The sequence below is a fragment of the Nitratiruptor sp. YY08-10 genome, assembly GCF_016629565.1.
GTDB lineage: Bacteria > Campylobacterota > Campylobacteria > Campylobacterales > Nitratiruptoraceae > Nitratiruptor.
In genome coordinates, this window is the sequence record NZ_AP023057.1 from 1,410,400 (window position 1) to 1,430,264 (window position 19,865).

The following is a 19,865-nucleotide window of genomic DNA, read 5'->3' on the forward strand; positions in this document are numbered from 1 at the left end:
TCCTTAATACTCTTTGATATAGGCTTTTTCACCATGAATATACTCATCCAATCCCATAATCTCTTCTTCTTTGCTTACTCGAAGACCTGTAATCATGCCGACTACTTTAAAGACAACAAATGTAACCAAAAGTGTATAAACCCCTACAACCAAAAGTCCTACGATCTGATATCCAAGCTGACTGAACCCCCCACCATAAATAAGACCTTTGACACCTCCAATCTCAGGTACCGCCAAAATCCCTATCATCAATGCTCCGACGATTCCTCCCACTCCATGCACACCGAAAACATCCAAGCTATCATCATATTTAAATCGCTTTTTTGCATATACCACAGCCCAAAAACAGACAATGGCACCAAGGATTCCTATCAGGATGCTGCCACCAATATCGACATATCCACTCGCTGGAGTAATCGTAGCAAGACCGGCAATGATTCCTGTAAACAACCCTAAAGACGTAGCCTTTTTATACTTTATCCATTCAAAACCCATCCAAAGAAATCCTGCAATGAAGGCTGCGATGGTAGAGTTAAAAGCCGCACTGATGGCCTGAGCGTTCATCCCAAGAGCACTGCCACCATTAAATCCGAACCATCCAAACCATAAAAGTCCTGTACCGATCGCTACAAGCGGAAGGGATGAAGGGAGCATAATTGGCTCTTTTCTTCGACCAAGCATAATAGCTCCAAGTAACGCAGCCAAACCGCTGGTTTCATGTACAACAATTCCCCCAGCAAAATCGACAACATGCAAATCGCTAAGCCATCCGCCGCCCCAGATCCAGTGTGCAACCGGAAAATAGACAAAAGTTGCCCATAGCACGCTTATCAAAATCCAAGCGCTGAATTTCAGTCTTTCCACAAAAGCACCAGCCATAAGCGCTACAGTAATCGCCGCAAAAGTCATCTGAAAAAAGATAAAAAGATAGTGATAAAGATTTGGTGCTGCAGGTGCGGGTTCATCAAATTTGATACCAGATAAAAAAATATGCTTCAAATCTCCTATGACTGCTCCGTCGCCAAATGTCAAGGAGTATCCAAAGGCTATCCACAAAAAACTCACCAAACAAAAGGCCACCATCACCATCATCATGGTATTGAGCATACTCTTGACTCTGGTAAGTCCACCATAAAAAAGAGCAAGGGCCGGAATACTCATTAAAAGAACAAAGGCCGTAGCAACAAAGATAAATACATTATCTGCCAATACTATTTTCATGAACGCTCCTAAATCGCTTCTTCATCCGTTTCGCCCGTTCGGATACGAACCACTTTTTCGATATCGCTCACAAAAATCTTACCATCCCCAATCTTGCCTGTCCTCGCATTTTGCATAATCGTTTCTACAACACTGTCAACCATGTCTGCTGCAACAATCACTTCAATTTTCACTTTAGGCAAAAAATCCACAACATACTCTGCCCCACGGTACAGCTCACTATGTCCTTGCTGCCTTCCATATCCTTTTACTTCCGTTACTGTCATACCAGTAATACCAATTTCACTAAGACCCTCTTTCACATCATCCAGTTTAAATGGCTTAATAATTGCTTCTATTTTTTTCATGCCTCTCTCCTCCTTTTATATATCTGGATTATAGCCTACATCTTTGTTCAAAAAAATTAAAAATTTGATAATATGAGAAGAAAAAAGGCTTGTGATGGAGCTAAAACAAAAAATCGAAGAACTTCTATATTCTGATGCAAGCGAATATGAAATCTCCCAAACAATACGCGAATATATAAAAAACTATTTTTCCTCTTTGGACAAGCTTTTTGAAAAGACGCAGGGAAAAGATTTTTTTGTTAAACACACGCGTTATATCGACTCCATTATCACCTCTATCTATAAAGTCGCCATGCGAAAAACTTTTGGTTTTTATCTGCCTATGAGTAACTCTGTTCCGGTTACACTCGTTGCTCTTGGAAGCTACGGCAGAGAACAAATGGCGCCCTATTCGGATATCGACTTGATGATTGTGTATGAGGAGGTCGAGGGCTACAACATACAAGCTCTTATCGAAAAAATTCTTTATATCATCTGGGATACCAAGCTGAAACTTGGCCACAGGGTTCATAAACTGAGTGAACTTAATAAAGTAGCCAATGAAGATGACACAATCAAAACAGCGTTGATTGAATCACGATTTATATGTGGGTCTAAATATCTGTGGGTCAATATAGAAAATGCTCTCAAAAAAGTGCGTCAATCAAACCAAAAAGAGTTTATTTTCACAAAAATTGAGGAAGCTCAAAAGCGAAGAACAAAAAATCCCATATCTATGGAGCCAAATATCAAGGAGGGGATCGGTTCCCTTCGTGATGCAAACCTGCTCTTTTGGATCGCCAATGTGGTGTATAGTATCCACTCTCTTAAAGAGCTACAAAACAAAATATACAGCGAAGAAGAGTACAATGAGTTTCGCGTCGCACTCGAGTGGCTCTTTCGTCTGCGAGGCGCTTTACATCTTGTTTGCAAAAAAAAAGAGGATCGTCTCCTTATGCAGTACATTCCAGATGTTGCCCAAAAGCTTCTTGGCTCAAATGATAAAAAAGCGCAAAGCGTACTGGTATCCAGGACACTGCAAGCCCTGCACACTATAGATACTTTTACAAGCATCTTTATCAAAAAAATTATCAGAAGATTTCTGTTTGCGCCTCATAATGTCACTGTTTTGAAAAGTACACGAGTTACCAAAGATATCTATATCTGTGACGATGTAGTCTATGCATCTTTTTTCAAGACAGGCTCTTCATTAAAAGAGTTGCTCACTCTTTTGCAATTGAAGATAAAAGAGTTCGATCCAAGTTTTCTCCACTATGCCAAATCGATCCATGTTCCACACAATCTTGAGAGAAACCACCTGAAACTTATCAAAAAACTTTTCTACAAACCCGATCTTTTCCCCATTTTGGATGCTTTTTTCAAAAGCAATCTGTTGCCAATTGTCATACCGCCTTTAAAAAAAGTGATGTTCTTACCCCAATTTGACGGATACCATACCTACCCGGTGGATATCCACTCTCTCATGTGCATCAAAGCGTTAGAAAACATCAAAGACCCCAAAGTAGCCGAAGTTTATGAAACACTGGATAAAGAGCATAAAGCTTTACTCAAGCTCGCGGTCCTTCTCCATGATGCCGGAAAAGGACGGCGAAGCGAGCATAGTCTTGTTGGAGCGAAACTGATGCGCTCCTTCGCTTTGTCCTTAGGCTTTGATGAAGAGATGGCAGAGATAGGAGCTACTTTGATCAAGTACCATATCCTAATGAGCAATACCGCTTTTCGAGAAGATATTCACAGTGAAAAAGTAGTCTTCTCCTTCATTGCCAAGCTGCAAAAGCCGATCATTCTCGATATGCTCTATATATTGACATATGCAGATATCAATGGTGTAGGCAAAACGATTTACACCTCCTACAATGCCCATCTTTTGCATGAACTCTATAAAATCGCAAAAGAGAGTTTTTCCAATACGGAAATTTTGGAAGAGAGTGCAAAACGGATCAAAAAAGAGAATGCATTACGACGAAGTACACATTTTCAAAATCTTCCAAAAACGCTGCAAAAAAAGATTCTCTCTATTGAATCAAACCTCTTTTTCATCAAAAACAGGACAGAAGAAATTCTACGAATCTGTCAAAAAGCGGTAGAAGTGAAAGAGTTTGTGGTAGAAGTACACAATAAAGAGTATCTGAGCATTGAAATCTGGAGAAAGGTTCCTTTGAATCTTGGGTATCTCCTTGGAAAACTCTCCTATCTTGATATCGCTTCGATGGAAGTTTTCAAGCTTTTTGACAGTGTGAAATATTTTAAAATCGAGTTCTTGGAAAAAGTACATGATGAAGAAGTTCCTTACATTTACAAAATTGTCGAGGCTTCATTCGATATGGATAAACAGATTCGACTCAAAAAACCGGTCATTGAACCTCATGAGATCACTATCGACTGTCACCACTCCAAAAGCTATGCATCTATGCATCTCAATGTCAAAAACCAAAAAGGACTGCTCGCCTATATCGCCCATATTTTTGACCAATACGGTATCGATATTGCCACAGCAAAAGTACATACTATCAAAAATCGGGCAAGAGATCTCTTTTTAATAGAAAAAAATGGAAATTTTTGTGTCAACAAAGATGCCATTATTCAACAACTATCTAGTTGAAGGTAATATTCTCATATTTTTTGTTTCAGTGTATCCAAATAAGAGAGTTAGTATAAAAAGAATTATCGAAATATGATTTGCGCTCCAAATGGACCAACTTACCAGAGATGTCATAAATATTGCGATAAAGACAGCCGATACCACTGGCATGGAAAAATCAAAAAGATTTTTTATAAACCACAAAAAAATAAGAAAACCTATAAATCCTATCAATCCACTGTCCAGGAGAACTTCAAGAAAAATATTGTGAGGATGTTTTGCAATTCCTCCTAACATTTTCTTCTTTTGAGCAAAAACAACTGATGATTTTACACCATATCCAGTGAAAACTCTTTTTTTAATTCTTAGGAATGTATCTAGATAAATGTCATATCGCCCAGTCATTCTATCGCCATGTAGAGAAAAAGTGGTTTTGAAACTATCGATACGCTGTTTGATTTCTGGAAATGTTATGTATGCTATACTGGATACACCAGCGATAACCAATAGAGTGAACAATATCTCTTTGGAAAAGATTTTTCTTACCTTCAGTCCAATATAAACAAATAAAGCTGCTAAAAAAGAAAGTATTGCGGTACGTGAAGTAGATGCAAGAATACCAAGAACAGGAATGACAAAAAAGAAGAGTTGAATCAATAAACTACTTTTACGAGAGAAAAAATCGTATACTAAAAAAAAGCTTATTGCGACAAAAACCTCTCTTAAATGATAATTTGCAGCTTGTGGGATAATTTCACCTTTTTTGATATAGTGCAACACATCACATCCACAAACAACATTGGAAATAGTAATAAGTTCTGTGAACACGAGCGAAAAAGCCAATATATAGAGTGCACGCCTTATTGCAAGTATTCTTTGTTTAGAAAGAGTATATAAAAACAGACCTATGAAAAGAGCTGTATAGGAATAAAAAAGAAAAACACCAAATTTTTTCCATGAATATAAAGGAAATTCGGCAAATATCTGTGAAATTGCTACAAATGCAACAAATATGGACCAGCCTTTTACAAGTGGATGTTTTATAAGCTTTTTAAACTCATCCCCTTTGAGAAGTGAAAGAAAGATAAAAAGGGAGAGAAAAAAAGCGATATTAAAGAGTCCCCTTCCCAAAAAAGCCATGATAAGAATAGTTGGAAAAAGATAGGTTAACAAATCAAATCTATTTATTTTAAAGAAAGTTTTCAATTTTTTTCAATCCTTTCTCTATATCGATGTTATCATAATAGTTCCCAACTTTTAAAAGATTTTTTTTGGGAGGGGATTGAAACCGTTGCTCATCCCACAGCGCTGTACTCCAAGGTCCAAAGGGAGCAGAAATGATCCAATTTGTTGCTCCAAATATCCCAATAGTCGGCGTTTTTTGTACTGCTGCTATATGCATAGGAGCAGAATCTGTTGAAATGCATAAGTAGGCATCTTTTAACACTTGTTTTAGATCTTGAATCGAGGTTTTTCCTGCAATCACCTCTTTTTTTCCAACAATATGCTTTGCAACCTCTTGAACATACTCTTTCTCATTGCTATCACCCGTCAAAATAAAAGGCAAATGAAATCTCTCATATAACACTTCACTAAACTCTTTCCATTTATACAGAGGCAATCTTTTTGAAATCCATTTAGGACTTGAACCGGTATTGAGTACTATGTATGTAGGTTCTTTTTTTATATATGTTATATCCAAAGGTTGTACCATCTTCGTCTTTTTTGCAATATCATAAAAGATATGTGTCACACTTTGTTCGAACGAGACTCCATCATTGGTTACGTTATCGAAAAAAAATCTTATAAATTTACTACGATCGTTATTTTGCAAATCGACAAAAAGTGATATCTTCTCTTTTTTCAATCGATAAATAAATCGTACAATATCTTTAAAACCTTTTCCTTCCAATACGATGATATTTTCAAATTCATCTTTTAGAAGTTCTCTTCCCACTACAGATGTCAAAATAAGAGGCTTATGTTCAAATGCACGTAAAACAGGAATAGAAGCGGCAATGTCTCCCAGTGCACTGAATCGATATACCCCGATTTTCATATTTTTTCCAAAATTCTTTCGGCTATCAGACGATACCCTTTTTCGTTGAAATGGATTTCATCAAAATAAAGCCCTGGATTTTTTTCAAAAATATCATAAATCGCAACATATTCGCACTGCTCATATTCTTTGGCCAATTTTCTTAATATCTGGTTATATTTTTTAATATCTGGATTACGAAACTGCTCTGTACGATGCGGGGGTGTTTCGATGAGAATGATTTTTGGACTCTCTTGTATGATTTGTCGTATTGTATCTTCATATTCTTCGGGTGGTACCACATATTTTTGTCCGAAAAGTTCATTCAAACCAAAATTTCGTGCAATTTTTTTATATTTTTTAACAATTTTTCTAGCAATCTTTCTCAAAAAATTATCAGGATAATAAAGAACATATGGAGCGTAGCGAAAAGTTTTCCAGCTGTCCACAAGACCGTATCCCAAAAGAACAATCTGGGGTTGTTTATTTTTATAAGTATCAAAAAGTATTCTGCCCTCTCTTACTGTACTCATCGTTATACCAGCATTGATAAGGGGCTGATGTAGTTTTTTAGCTACAATTTCAGCATAGGTGGGGCCATTGTATCGATCCGCCCCTTTTATATTGCAGTCACCCAAAGCAAGTATCATTTTATATACCTCTCTTCCCAAAGACGAAACATATACATCAGCCAGATGGCATTGGTTCTTTTTCCATTTTTGTAAAACTGTTTTACTATTTTATCTTTGTTTACAACATCATCTAAAAAAGAGTTTTGCTCTAAAGTATCTAAAACCTGCTCTTTGAGTTGATTTCGGAGCCAATATTTGATAGGTACGGAAAAGCCCTGTTTTGGCAGTTTAGAAATTTCAGGAAGTTCTTCTTGCAAAAGTGCTCGTAAAATCTTTTTATGCCACCTCAAATTATCTGGCAAAGAAAAGGCAAATTCTATAAGCGCATGATCCAAATAGGGTTCTCTTGCTTCCAAAGAGTTTGCCATGGTGACTCGATCCACTTTAACCAATACATCATCAGCTAAAAAGTGTTTAAAATCAAACAAAAACATACACTCTAGCAGTTCATGACACTTTAGTTCATCAAAAAAAATCTCTTCTTTTAATTCATCCGGATAGATTCGATACCTTGTTGCCAATTTAAACTCTAAATAGTCATCTGTAGTCATATATTTTCGCTTACCCTGCAATAAAAACCGAATGAAGCGCAAATTCTTATACAAAGAAAATCGTCTGTAGTTTTTAAAATTAATAGGATAGCCACCAAAAAGCTCATCTGCGCCATCAGCTGAAAGCGCTACTTTGACATGCTCTTTTGCCAGTTTTGCTACCAAGAGTGTTGGAAGCGCAGAACTGTCTCCAAAAGGCTCATCAAAGATATTGGCAATTGTTGGAAGCAAGTTTAATAGTTCATCAATACCAAAATAGAGCTCATAATGCTGGGTTTTTAGTCTTTTTGCCGTCTCTTTTGCTATTTTTGCTTCATTGAACCTCTTATCTTCAAATCCAATGGTAAACGTTTTGAGCGGATACTTTTTGGATAAGAAGCTAACTAGTAGTGAACTATCGATCCCACCGCTTAAAAATACTCCAACCTCCACATCACTGACCATTCGATATTCAAAGCTTCTTTGCAAAAGCACTCTCGTTTTCTCTTTTGCTTCTTCAAAACCGATATTCATCTTTTGTTTTGGAAGGTCCCAATATTGCTTCAAAGTTACCTTTTGATCACAAAACTCTAAGTAGTGCGCAGCCGGCAATTTATGGCAATTTTTGAAAATAGAATAGGGAGTAGGAACAAATCCAAACTGCAAATAAAGAGCAGCTGCTTTTGGATCGATTCGTTTTTGAAACCTTGGGTGCAAAAGTAGTGCTTTTAACTCGCTGGCAAAAATAAAGTTTTTACCATCAAAGTAGTAATAAAGCGGTTTCACTCCTGCTCGATCACGAATAAGAGTCAATTTTTTTGTAGTTTTATCATAGAGCGCTATCGCAAACATTCCATGAAATTTTTGAACCGCTTCAATGCCCCATTTATGAAACGCTTTTAAAATCACCTCTGTATCACTGGAGGTTGTAAAAATATATTCACTCAGCTCTTTTTGTATCTTTTTATAGTTATAGACCTCCCCATTGTAGCTGATAATCAAGTTTTCAAACTGCATCGGCTGGTTTGCTTCAGCGCTTAAATCAATGATAGAAAGTCTGCGATGTCCCAAAGAAAATTCAGGCGATTCAAAAGAACCGTAATTATCCGGTCCACCCGGAGCCAATACAGCGCCCATTTTGTCTAACACATCTTTATCTTGACCATTAAATCCAAAGATTCTACACATCGACTATACTTTTATAAAGCTTTTTATATTTTTTTGCTACATTGGAAAGGGTAAAGATGTTTTGGTATTTTTCTTTTAATGCAAAAAACTCTTGTTTATATCTTTCATAACTGTTATATACTTCAATAATTTTACTCTTTGCATCTTCAAACAAAAACTTCTTGGGCAATACCTCAACACTTCCTGCCACTTTTGTTGAAATGACTACATCGCTGTAAAAAAAACCCTCAATCAAGACTCTGCTAAATCCTTCTCGCTTTGAATTGATAATTTGCAGATGTGATCTAGCTTGTAAGATAGGTGTATCCTCTCTTTGCCCCAAAAGATGCACTTTCTCTTCAAGACTATATTTTTTGATCAGACTTTCTAACTCTTTACGCTGCTCACCCTCTCCTACAATCCAAAGCCGATACTCAAACGGTAAATCTTTTACTGCTTCAATTAGCTCAATAAACCCCTTCCTTGGCTGCAATATCCCAATGGCAACCATCGTAAAAATCGGCTCTTTTTCAATATTTTCTACTTGTTTTGGCTCAATTCCATTGTAAACAAGCACTTTGTTTGGATTATCGATGCTTTTTAACACATCTTTACTCACTCCAACCACTAAAGGAACTTTATTAAAAATAGTCGTTTTTAATGAAGAGTTTCTCTTTGTTGCAACAAAAAGAAATTGCATAAACTTCCAAAGCTTATAGACTATTTGTGTCGCTTTTGCTGAGTGGGTATGGACAATATCGGGACGCTCTTTTTTTATAATCTTTGCAATTTCAAGATATAAAAACGGATTGTTTCTTGATGGATTGGATGCAAGCTCAATCACTTTCACACTTGGCAAAAACTTCTCTTTATATTCGCACCCCTTTACTACAATCGCCACTACCTCATCACTTTTACCAAGTTCATTACAAAGCTCTACAAAACTTCGCTCAGCCCCAACAAACTTGGCACTTGCCATAAACTGCATTATCTTCAAAGAAGCTCCCTATACACTGCTAGCGTCTTTTCTACCATCTGTGTAAGTGAAAAATGCTTTTTGACATATTCAACAAAATCTTTTTGCTCTACTTTTTCAATTTTTTGTGCCAAATCTTTAGCATCTCCTACTTCAAACAATTCTCCATATCCATCTTTGATAAGATCCAAAGCTCCTCCATGATTGGAAGCAACTACCGGAGTATTCATAGCCATTGCTTCAACAATGCTTCTTCCAAAACTCTCCGGCTTTTTGGAGCTACTGACCACCACATCACTCAAAGCATAAATTTCAGCAATCTTAGAAATAGAGCCGGTAAAAATGATATTTTTATCTAGCTTCAACGCTTTCATCAGCTCTTGCAACCTCTTAAAATACTCTTTTTTATCTTCTCTCACTCCTCCTACAATCAATCCTGCAATATCGGGCTTTTGCTTCTTTACAATAGCTATAGCTTCAATAAACGTCTCATAATCTTTTAACTGAGTAATTCTGCCAACAGAAGTGACAATAAATCGATTATGCAGATTATATTTATTTTTAAATTCTTCTATAAACTTTTGATCGATTCGATTGAGATCAAAATTTGAAAAATCGACACCTCTATGAATCACTTGCACTTTTGACTCATCTATTCTGTAATTTTTTAAAATATACTCTTTCACCGGATTACTCACGCAAATGATTCTATCCCCTTTTGTCATAATGGCGCTGTAGGCATTGACACTGTTAAATCCATGAACCGTTGTAACAAATGGAGTATCTCTTTTAGCAAAATAGCTTAGCCACGCTGGGACTCTGCTTCTAGCATGAATAATATCTGGCTTGATTTTTTGGAAAATTGTTTTAAGCTGTGCTATACGATAAGGCGCAATTAAAGGATTTTTGCTACACACATCAAAAGCTATATGCTTCCCACCCTCTTTTTCTATTCGTTCTACAAGTCTGCCACCTCTGCTTATCACAAAACTCTCAATTCCTCTTTTTACAAGCTCCCGGTTCAGCTCAACAACACCTCGCTCAACCCCTCCTTCATTCAGTTCTGGAAGCAGTTGCACAACTCTCAAAGATATTTCCTTAAATCGATCTTTTTTCTTGCACTACCAAGCTTGCCATCAAAAATATGCAAGCACCCCTCTTTTTCTAAATATTGCACCATTTTCTCATACTTGTTTGCTTTTTTACTTGGCAATGAAATCACTTCAATAGCCGCTTTGCCACTACTTACAGCTTCAGAAATCATAGAAGTTGAATCAATTGTAATAAATACTCTTTCACAGCAATGTAAAAAGTCACCTATTGGATTGATGGGATTTTTTGAATAGATCACTTTATATGTAAACGCAAACTCCTCTAAATACTTCTCTATCTCTTTTGGTGTTCTAGGTGAAGTTGTAAGAAAGATTGGTCTGTCTTTAAAATGCTTAAATATATACTCCACCACTGGCTTGATACTTTCAACATCCATCGTATATACACTATTGCTGCCTCCAACAATAAGTGCAACACTGCCATTTTGACAAGGCGCAATGTTAGCTCGTGTAGAGATAGAAAAGTTGATAGGTATCTGCTTTGCATTTGGATCTTTTACCTCATCATGCATTTGTGCATAGATTTTGGAAAAATTTTTTCTATAGCCTTTTGGATACATTAAAGCAATGCTTTGTGCTCTATTTTGCTTTGCAATCCATTTATTTGCATAATAAGTCGAACTTCCAGCACTCACAACAATATCGGCTTTTTTCTCTTCAAAAGGGAGAAAAAGCTTTTTTGTGTACAAACCCATCCAATCAAAAAAATAAGAAAGGGCCTTATGAAATTTTGATCGAAATTGCACCTTTATAATCTCATAAGGAACTCCAAGAAGTTCGCAATAGGCAACGGATTGATTTTCGTGCCCCTTTTTTCCATCACTTATAATCAGTGCCTTCATCCAACTTTCCACCTATTATGCATCCAGAACCACTGCTCTGGATACGCTCGTACCACCTCTTCCAATATATCATTGAGTTTTTGCGTATACTCTTCTACGCTGCATCCCTTACAGGAAAAATCTTTTTGAATCAATTTCAGTTTACCCCCTTCTCGAACCAAGAAAACTGGAACGACTTCTACATCAAACTTTTTTGCTAGGAGTGCTACTGTTGGAAGTGTCATACATTTTCTACCCAAAAAGGTCATAGAAATTCCATCACGCCCTGCTTTTTGATCAATCAAGAGTCCTATATTGTTTTTGGATTTCAATTCCTTAAACAGTCCCCGCATAGCACCATGTTTATAGATCACTTTGTTCCCATATTTTTGCCGAAATGGCTTAGAAAAATTTCTTTCAATCAATGTATTATTTCCTTCTCTTGCAACAACAGCCATCGGATAGCCACTTTGAGCCAAAAAGTGGGCCAGCGCTTCCCAGTTGCCAAAATGGGCAGTTACAAAGATTTTTGGCTTCTCAGTTTTTGGAGTAAACGAACCTTCAATTGATGAAAAATCGAATCTATTATGAAATATAAAAAGTATTTCTGCAGTCGTTTTGGCAAAATTTTGATATATTGGCCAAGCCAGTCTTGGGGATAGCCCAGCTTGTCTGAGATTCTCTTTCGTTAGATTCCTTCTTCTCTTGTCGGCTATATACAAAATCCCAGCCAACAAAGAAAAGAGTCCATAAACTACTTTTTTAGGCGTCCTTTTAGCAATAGCGAATAAAGAAGAAACTATCGCATATTCTAACTGCTCACGCAATATCCAATAACCTTTCGCTTTTTTCTATCACTTCTTCAACTGTGATTGCAGAAATTGGATTTTTTCGTATGAACTCTTTTTTCTCATTCATACATCCAACCTGCCAATCTTCTCCAGTGGAAAAGAGCGTCACTGTTGGCACATGCAAAGCTGCAGCCAAGTGTACCGGGCCTGTATCGTTACTGATAAAAAGATCACACTGCTTGATCGCATACGCCAAGTGAACAAGATCTTGATCATAGATTTTTATAAAACGATCATCAAAAGAGGTTAAAAACCGCTTCTCTAAAGGCCCGAAAAAGACCATGACATTATAGTGGGATAAAAAATATTCGCCCAGTTTTTTAAAATTCTCTTCACTCCATCGTCTGCTTTCTTGGGTAGAGCCGATATTGAGTCCAATGGTCTTTTTGGATGATTGCAAAGGCAAAGACAATGTAACATTTTTGGGAATACAGACTTCAGGGGCCCCTTCCATCTCAACTTCAGCGATACGTGCAAAATGTTTGCTTCTATGAATAGAAGTATCATATGGACGAAGCTTTGTATAAAATTTTCGGTATTTCTCTTTTTTTAAGGCTCCGATTCGCTCCTTCGCTCCAACCAACCATGCAAGCATTGCTGTTTCACCAAAACTTTGAAAATCATACACCACATCATATTTTCCTCGAAGGGAAATGATTTTTTTTATCTCTCGCAACATATCCGTCACTCTTTTTTGACGAAAGGCGTTTCTATCAAGAGCAACTACATCATCTATGATCCCGCATGAAAGCTCTTTGATTTGCGCATTGGTTTTATCGCACAAAAGCGTTACTTTGCTATCTGGATGCCTCTTTTTCAAAGCTTTCAGTGTCGGCAGCAACATAACAATATCGCCAAGTCCAGAATAGCGAATAGCCAAAATGTTCATCAAAAACTCTCATCTATCAAACTGCACAGAATATGCCCTATCATGATGTGCATCTCCTGAATTCTCGGCGTCTGGGATGAAGGCACAACGATAGCGGCATCACACAAATCTTTGATCCGTCCTCCATCTTTTCCAAGCAGACCGATCGTTTTACATCCTCTTCTTTTTGCCTCTTCCATGGCTCTTAGCACATTTTCACTTTCGCCACTTGTCGATATGCCAATAAGCACATCCCCTTTCTGTGCCAAACCTTCTACTTGTCTAGCAAAAACTTGTTCAAATCCATAATCATTCCCGATAGCAGTCAATGCTGACGTATCTGTGCTCAGGGCAATTGCAGGCAACGATCTTCGCTCTTTTTTAAATCTTCCTACAAGCTCGGCCGCAATATGCTGCGCATCGGCTGCGCTTCCTCCGTTGCCGCAAAGCATAATCTTTTTTTGGTTTTTGAGCGCTTCGATACATATGATGCTTGCAGTATAGATATGAAACCGAAGCTCCTCCCAGACTCTTTCAAATGTTTTTTGATGCTCAAGTAGCTCTTTCTCGATATGTTCTAACAACTTTTCATCCTTTCTACAATCGCCGTCGTACTTTTTCCCTCCACAAAATCTATCAGCCGTACCTCTTTGGCAATATCACTGCCTACCACCTCTTTTCCTCTGTAATCACCGCCTTTTACCAAAATATCCGGCTCAATTCTTTTAATGAGCTCATAGGGAGTATCTTCTTCAAAAATCACCACATAATCGACGGCTTCCAAACTAGCCAACAGATAGGCTCTATCAAACTCGGGGTTAATAGGGCGATCATCTCCTTTGAGCCGCTTTACACTTGCATCTGAATTGACCCCAACGATCAAAACATCTCCTAGCTCTTTTGCCTTTTGCAGATACTGTACGTGTCCAAGATGCAAAATATCAAAACATCCATTGGTAAAAACAATTCTTTTGCCTCTCTTATGTAAATCTTTGCTAATTGATTCAATCTCTTCAAAATTTTTTATAAACTCTTCTATAGGCGCTTTATGAATAGATCTTTCATACTCTTCTATCTCTTCAATTGTTGCTGTTGCTGCTCCAACTTTGCCAACAACCACTCCAGCTGCCAAGTTTGCAAATGCCGCAGCCTCTTTGAGGTTTTTTCCTTTGGCAACCGCATAGCCAAGGGCTGCTAAAACCGTATCTCCTGCTCCTGTGACATCATACACCTCTTTGGCTACAGTAGCAATACGCATCATTTGCTCTTCAAAGATAGCCATTCCCTCTTCTGAAAGCGTTATAATGAGACTTTGCAAATCAAGCTCTTTTTTTAGTTTCCATCCAGCTCTTACCAAATCCTCTTCATTTTTGATCAAAAATCCTACAGCTTTGGAAGCCTCTTTTTTGTTGGGCTTAATGAGCGTAGCACCTCGATATTTTTCAAAATCGTTTTTGGGGTCTACAAACACAGGAACACTGCTTCTTTGAATGACTGCCTGCGTTACCTCCTTCGTCAATACACCTTTGTCATAATCGGACAAAAGTACCAAATCATACTCTTTTATGACACGATTAAAAACATTAAGGATTTTTTGTTGCGTCTGGCTTTCGATCTCTTTTTTCTCTTCTCTGTCTACTCTGACAATTTGCTGATTGGAAGCAATGATACGGCTCTTTTTTGTGGTAGGGCGATTCTCTTTGAGCAAATATGTTTGCACACCCTTTTCCTGAAATCTTTGCTCCAACCATGTCCCATTCGCATCCTCGCCCACAACACTTAGAATCCCCACTTCAGCACCAAATGCCAAAAGATTGTTTACCACATTGCCGGCCCCACCAAGAACCAGTTCTTCTTTTTGTACATCCACCACCTGCACAGGTGCTTCAGGACTGATGCGCTCACACGTTCCAAAAAGATAGTGATCGATCATTACATCACCAATCACTAAAATCTTTGGTTTCATTCAATCTCTTCTTCAAAAATTTTTTTGATATAAGGGATATCGGCTTTTATGCCCTCCTCCAGACTGTAACGAGGTTCGTATCCAAGCTCTTGCTTTGTTGGCTCAATATCTGCTTGGGTAAAGAATTGATATTGCTTTACATAGGGATTTGGAATATACTCATACTCCGTTTCGATACCGAGCTCTTTGCATAAAATATCGACTATTTCTTTGAAGCTTCTTGCAACTCCTGTGCCTATATTGTAAACGCTGTTTTTTTTCGCCTCACACGCTTTGATGTTGGCCTGAATCACATCTTCTACAAAAATAAAATCTCTTTTTATCTTTTCGCTTCCTTCAAAGAGTCTTGGTTTTTGACCGCTTAGAAGCTGCAAACCAAACTGCAATACCATGGAGGCCGTTTTTTGTTTAAAATACTCCCTTGGACCATAGACATTGAAATAGCGAAGCCCAACAGCAACAACATCTTTTTGTTTTCTTGCCAAATGATCCATCATCAGTTTGCTATAGCCATAGACATTGGCCGGAGCCTCTTGGCCAACTTTATGGGGCCCTGGAAGTTTGCCATAGACTGCCCCGCTGCTGGCATAGATCATCTTCGCACCATCGATTTTGGCTTTTTGCAGCAGATCTTTGAAAGCCTCCAGGTTGGTTTGCATAACAAGCTTTTGGTTTTGCACGGTAGTATCGCTGATAGCGGCTTGGTGAAAGATATAGTCAAAGCGAAACGCACTCAGCTTTTCCAAATCCTCTTTGGAGTTGATATCTCCAGTGATGATCTCTCCCGTGAAATCTTGTAGATTCTTGAAATGTCCAAAACTGAGAAGATTGCCATTATCTAGCTTCGTTTCATCTCTAAATCGATCGAAAACCACAACCTTCGCATTTGGGTAGTTTTCTTGAAAATAAAGAGCCAGATTACTTCCAATGAATCCGGCTCCACCCGTTATCAAAATCGTTTTTGTATTAAAATCGATATCGCTATATCGCATCCGTTCCCTTCACTGCTTAATTATGTTAATTGTATCAAAAAGAGAAGTTGCCTGATATTTCGCATCTTTATCTGAACCTATGATAATGGTATTTTCTATACCGGTTCTTTTGGCTGCTTCGATATCACTTGGTTTATCGCCAATCATCCAAGATTTTTTCGGATCGATTCCAAATTCATCGATCGCTTTGAGTAGCATCCCAGGCATCGGTTTTCTACATGCACACTCCATATCGGGATGGTGGGGGCAGTGATAGATCTTGTCGATTGTTATGCCTCTTTTTTTGAATTCATTCACCATCCAGGCACTCAAAGCATAAAAATCATTCTGTGTATAGTACCCACGACCGATTCCAGATTGGTTGGTTACGATAAAAAGATGGTATCCAAGATTTTGAAAGTGCTTCAATGCTTCAAAAACACCTGGTAAAAATCGGAAATCTCGGATCGTATGAACATATCCACTATCTTCGTTGATTACACCGTCTCGATCCAAAAAAACCGCTTTCATTATGTTATAATGACCTTATGGAAAAGATTTTAACCAACCCCGCATTACCGCAAATTGCTGTTTGGTTTGCTTTGCCGATACTGCTTGGAGTGCTTTGGTATCTGCTTGATAAACAGAACAAACGTGACCTTTAGTTTGGCATAATACGTCTGTCTTGACGCCGTTTCTCAAGAGCTTTTTTCTTTTTTTCTTCCATCATAACAGCATCTTTAAGTTCCTCTTCACCATCAAATCTCGCACCATCCAAAAATTTTCCCGTATCATCAAATTGTCCGGTTTTCAGTCCCCAAATCAAAGCAAAGAGTCCAAACGCTCCCAGCAAAGTTGAGATAAATATCATCATGCCTATTACCCAAGCATCCATTCTCACACCTTAAAAAATTTTATCCGCATACTATTTCCAACAACCGTCAATGAACTGAGTGACATAAAAAGTGCCGCAAAGAGCGGATTGATGTATCCAAGCATCGCCAAAGGAATAGTGACTACATTATACAACAAAGATAAAGCCAGATTCTCTTTGACAGCAAGGAAAACACGGCGGCGCAGACGAAGGGACTCATAGATTTTCATAGGTTTTTCATCCAAAAGCACCACATCACTCACACTCATCGCGATATCAGCCCCACTTCCCATAGCAATGGCTATATCACTGCATGCAAGAGCGATAGCATCGTTGATACCATCGCCTGCCATGATAACAACTCTACCTTCGCTATGAAGTTTTTCGATAAACGCACTTTTATCCTGCGGTAAAAGTTTGGCTTTGACATGTTCGATCCCTACCAGTTTTGCCACCTTTTGAGCCGTCTTTTCGTTATCTCCTGTAAGCATCCAAACATCAAGCCCCATCTCTTTTATCTTTGCTATCGCCTCCGCAGCACCCTCTCGAAGCTTATCGCTCAGTTCATACAGTGCCATCAATTTTCCATCCACTGCTATAGCAAAAAGGGAGTTTTCCCCTTCATACGCTATCTCTATCCCATGCTCTTGTAAAAAGTGGATACTTCCAGCAATAATTTTTTTTCCTTCAATAACAGCTTCCAGACCTTTTGCTTTTATCTCTTTGATATCTTTAATAGGCAAAAGCCTCTCATATCCTTTTGCTTTACAATACTCCCACACTCCCTTGCTGATTGGGTGGTTGGAGTGTTCTGTCAATGTATAGGCGATATTTTGATCAAATTGTGGATCAAAAAGCTCCACTCCAACAACGCTTGGTTTGCCTTTGGTGATGGTGCCCGTTTTATCCAGAACCAATGTATCGGCTTTGGACATGGTTTCCAAAAAAGAAGCTTCTTTGAAAAGTACCCCTTTTTTTAGGGCTTCCGAGATACCAACAAGGGTCGCCATCGGTGTTGCAAGCCCTAAAGCGCAAGGACACGCTATCACAATTACACTTACGGCAATAATAAGCGATTTTTCAAACTCTGCTGTATACCAAAACCATCCAGCAAAAGTAAGAACGGCAAGGGTTAAAATGATCAGACTGAAATAACCGCTGATCTGATTGGCAAGTTGCTCAAGTTTCGGTTTTTTTGCGATGGAGTCTTCCAGCAGATCTGCGATATTTGAAAGCAGTGAAGTAGAAAAATCTTTTGTTGCTTTGTAGCGAATCACACTATCAAGCAAGATAGAGCCACTTAAAACCTCATCTCCCTCTTTTTTATAGACCGGTTCACTCTCTCCGGTTAGGCTGCTTTCATCAAAGCTTCCTTCTCCACTGATAATGACACCATCTATCACCACTTTATCGCCAGCTTTAATCTCGATAGTATCGCCAACTTCCACATTTTCTACAGACACCAGGCTCTTTTCGTTGTTTTTCACCACAACAACTTCTGTTGGTACCGAACCAAGAAGTGAGTCGATCGTATCGACAGCTTGTTTTTTGCTTAATACCTCCAAATATTTCCCAACAAGCACAAAAGTGATGATCATCGTCACTGAATCAAAATAGACTTCGCCACTACGCGTCACCATTGCATAGATTGAGTAGATGTAAGTTAGCAGTGCTCCAGTAGCTACCAAAAAGTCCATATTGATAAAGCGGTTTTTCAGGCCATAGTAAGCCCCTTTGAAAAATACCCAGCCACTGTAAAAAAGCGTAGGTGTCGCCAAAGCAAATTCTGCAATGTCTAAAATCTGTTTGACATCGCCACGCATTCCGGTAAAAAAACCCACATATTTCGCAATAGCGATCCACATGATATTCATCGTAGCAAATACGGCTAGCAAAATTCTTGCATAGTAATCGCGCCTTGTTTTGACAGCTCTTTCTTCTTGGAGTTTTGGATCGTATGGATAAGCGTTATAACCGATGGATCGAATCGTCTCTATGATCTTTGAGAGCTTTATCTCCTCTGGATCCCAGACGATTTTTGCTTTATTGTTGGTGTAGTTGATAGAGGCTTCGATAATTCCAGGAGTTTTGTGAAGGACCTTTTCATTGAGCCAGACACAGGCTGAACAGTGGATTCCCTCAATAATTAAGTAAATTTCATTCAAACCATCCGAACGTTTTTTCACATACTTTTTGGTAAAACCCTCTAGATCAAACTTTTCCAAATCCTCTTTTTTTTGCTGAGCAGGTGTCAGCTTCGTATCACCAAGCTTGTCATAGAAACTATCAAGTCCTTCACTTCGTAAAAGATGATAAACTCCTTGACACCCCTTGCAGCAAAAGTACCTCTTTTCACCATCTATTTCATCTTCGATCATCACCTTTTCATCAAACTCCAAATGGCAATGATCGCACTTTATTTTTGACAAAAGACTCCCCTTGCTCGATCTTTGTAGACTCGATCATACCTATCTACAATACCATGCATCGCAATAAATACACCATCCTCATAGGTGTATCGGACTTTGGCGATTGCCAATGCCAAATTGGCTGAGGCTTCTACTGGATCGATACTATATGGCACCATCGCTCCTGTAAATACCACACATTGGTTATGAATATACGGTGCAACGAATGCTGCACTTTTATCCATTGTATCGGTCCCATGTACAATAACGATCCGTTTTCTATTACAATTTTTGATTGCTTGCAGCAACAGTTCCCTATCTTCATCACTAAATTCCAAACTATCTTTATATATGAGACCTTGGATTTCTATCTGTAAAAAATTTTTCTTCAAAAAATCATGAACTATATCATTGTTTTGAGGAACGATTAGTTCCCCTTTGATAGGATCATAGATTTTATTAAATGTTCCACCGGTATTGAGTATAATCACACCACACCTTT

Annotated in this window: 19 protein-coding genes; 1 reads left to right on the plus strand and 18 read right to left on the minus strand. The window is 38.2% G+C overall.

The window, feature by feature from the left end:
* Positions 1 to 3: 3 nt before the first annotated feature.
* Together JG735_RS07520 and JG735_RS07525 are read right to left on the minus strand one after the other, a co-directional pair.
* Entirely contained in the window at positions 4 to 1,221 is a 1,218-nt protein-coding gene (locus JG735_RS07520; RefSeq protein WP_201334456.1) for an ammonium transporter, read from the minus strand.
* Positions 1,222 to 1,229: 8 nt separating this feature from the next.
* A complete protein-coding gene (locus JG735_RS07525) occupies positions 1,230 to 1,568 on the minus strand; it encodes a P-II family nitrogen regulator (protein WP_201334457.1) in 339 nt (112 codons plus the stop codon).
* A gap of 94 nt (positions 1,569 to 1,662) precedes the next feature.
* On the opposite strand from JG735_RS07525, the gene JG735_RS07530 reads away from it, so the two are divergent.
* Positions 1,663 to 4,170 (plus strand): HD domain-containing protein, encoded by a 2,508-nt coding sequence (locus JG735_RS07530; protein WP_201334458.1) that lies wholly within the window; start codon positions 1,663 to 1,665, stop codon positions 4,168 to 4,170.
* Here JG735_RS07530 and JG735_RS07535 read toward each other — a convergent pair.
* The 16 genes from JG735_RS07535 to JG735_RS07610 all read right to left on the minus strand — a co-directional run bounded on the left by JG735_RS07535 (position 4,159) and on the right by JG735_RS07610 (position 19,854).
* Positions 4,159 to 4,929, minus strand: a complete 771-nt coding sequence (locus tag JG735_RS07535) for an O-antigen ligase (RefSeq protein ID WP_201334459.1) — start codon at positions 4,927 to 4,929, stop codon at positions 4,159 to 4,161. The genes JG735_RS07530 and JG735_RS07535 overlap by 12 nt on opposite strands.
* A gap of 409 nt (positions 4,930 to 5,338) precedes the next feature.
* The gene (locus tag JG735_RS07540) at positions 5,339 to 6,208 is read right to left on the minus strand and encodes a glycosyltransferase family 9 protein (protein WP_201334460.1); all 870 of its coding nucleotides are present in this window, start codon (positions 6,206 to 6,208) and stop codon (positions 5,339 to 5,341) included.
* Positions 6,205 to 6,837, minus strand: a complete 633-nt coding sequence (locus tag JG735_RS07545; RefSeq protein WP_201334461.1) for a GDSL-type esterase/lipase family protein — start codon at positions 6,835 to 6,837, stop codon at positions 6,205 to 6,207. Before JG735_RS07545 ends, JG735_RS07540 begins: the two co-directional genes overlap by 4 nt.
* Positions 6,834 to 8,537 carry an asparagine synthase (glutamine-hydrolyzing) gene (asnB, locus tag JG735_RS07550; RefSeq protein ID WP_201334462.1) on the minus strand — a complete coding sequence of 568 codons (1,704 nt, stop codon included), beginning with the start codon at positions 8,535 to 8,537 and terminating at the stop codon, positions 6,834 to 6,836. The genes JG735_RS07545 and asnB overlap by 4 nt, the downstream gene beginning before the upstream one ends.
* Positions 8,530 to 9,504: a glycosyltransferase gene (locus JG735_RS07555; RefSeq protein ID WP_236584408.1), complete on the minus strand. Its 975-nt coding sequence runs from the start codon at positions 9,502 to 9,504 to the stop codon at positions 8,530 to 8,532. The genes asnB and JG735_RS07555 overlap by 8 nt, the downstream gene beginning before the upstream one ends.
* A 5-nt stretch (positions 9,505 to 9,509) precedes the next feature.
* The gene (locus JG735_RS07560; protein WP_236584410.1) at positions 9,510 to 10,571 is read right to left on the minus strand and encodes a glycosyltransferase family 4 protein; all 1,062 of its coding nucleotides are present in this window, start codon (positions 10,569 to 10,571) and stop codon (positions 9,510 to 9,512) included.
* A gap of 5 nt (positions 10,572 to 10,576) precedes the next feature.
* Positions 10,577 to 11,446, minus strand: coding sequence for an ELM1/GtrOC1 family putative glycosyltransferase (locus JG735_RS07565; protein WP_201334465.1), 870 nt, complete (start codon positions 11,444 to 11,446; stop codon positions 10,577 to 10,579).
* A complete protein-coding gene (locus JG735_RS07570; RefSeq protein ID WP_201334466.1) occupies positions 11,443 to 12,252 on the minus strand; it encodes a lysophospholipid acyltransferase family protein in 810 nt (269 codons plus the stop codon). Before JG735_RS07570 ends, JG735_RS07565 begins: the two co-directional genes overlap by 4 nt.
* Positions 12,245 to 13,165 carry a glycosyltransferase family 9 protein gene (locus JG735_RS07575; RefSeq protein WP_236584420.1) on the minus strand — a complete coding sequence of 307 codons (921 nt, stop codon included), beginning with the start codon at positions 13,163 to 13,165 and terminating at the stop codon, positions 12,245 to 12,247. The genes JG735_RS07570 and JG735_RS07575 overlap by 8 nt, the downstream gene beginning before the upstream one ends.
* Positions 13,165 to 13,728 (minus strand): D-sedoheptulose 7-phosphate isomerase, encoded by a 564-nt coding sequence (gene gmhA / locus JG735_RS07580; protein WP_201334468.1) that lies wholly within the window; start codon positions 13,726 to 13,728, stop codon positions 13,165 to 13,167. Before gmhA ends, JG735_RS07575 begins: the two co-directional genes overlap by 1 nt.
* The gene (gene rfaE1 / locus JG735_RS07585) at positions 13,722 to 15,110 is read right to left on the minus strand and encodes a D-glycero-beta-D-manno-heptose-7-phosphate kinase (protein WP_201334469.1); all 1,389 of its coding nucleotides are present in this window, start codon (positions 15,108 to 15,110) and stop codon (positions 13,722 to 13,724) included. The genes gmhA and rfaE1 overlap by 7 nt, the downstream gene beginning before the upstream one ends.
* Positions 15,107 to 16,102: an ADP-glyceromanno-heptose 6-epimerase gene (gene rfaD, locus JG735_RS07590; RefSeq protein WP_201334470.1), complete on the minus strand. Its 996-nt coding sequence runs from the start codon at positions 16,100 to 16,102 to the stop codon at positions 15,107 to 15,109. The genes rfaE1 and rfaD overlap by 4 nt, the downstream gene beginning before the upstream one ends.
* A gap of 9 nt (positions 16,103 to 16,111) precedes the next feature.
* Entirely contained in the window at positions 16,112 to 16,612 is a 501-nt protein-coding gene (gene gmhB, locus JG735_RS07595) for a D-glycero-beta-D-manno-heptose 1,7-bisphosphate 7-phosphatase (RefSeq protein ID WP_201334471.1), read from the minus strand.
* Positions 16,613 to 16,742: 130 nt separating this feature from the next.
* A complete protein-coding gene (gene ccoS, locus JG735_RS07600; protein ID WP_201334472.1) occupies positions 16,743 to 16,976 on the minus strand; it encodes a cbb3-type cytochrome oxidase assembly protein CcoS in 234 nt (77 codons plus the stop codon).
* A gap of 2 nt (positions 16,977 to 16,978) precedes the next feature.
* Positions 16,979 to 19,384: a heavy metal translocating P-type ATPase gene (locus JG735_RS07605; RefSeq protein WP_201334473.1), complete on the minus strand. Its 2,406-nt coding sequence runs from the start codon at positions 19,382 to 19,384 to the stop codon at positions 16,979 to 16,981.
* Positions 19,372 to 19,854, minus strand: coding sequence for an asparaginase domain-containing protein (locus tag JG735_RS07610; protein WP_201334474.1), 483 nt, complete (start codon positions 19,852 to 19,854; stop codon positions 19,372 to 19,374). Before JG735_RS07610 ends, JG735_RS07605 begins: the two co-directional genes overlap by 13 nt.
* Positions 19,855 to 19,865: the final 11 nt, after the last annotated feature.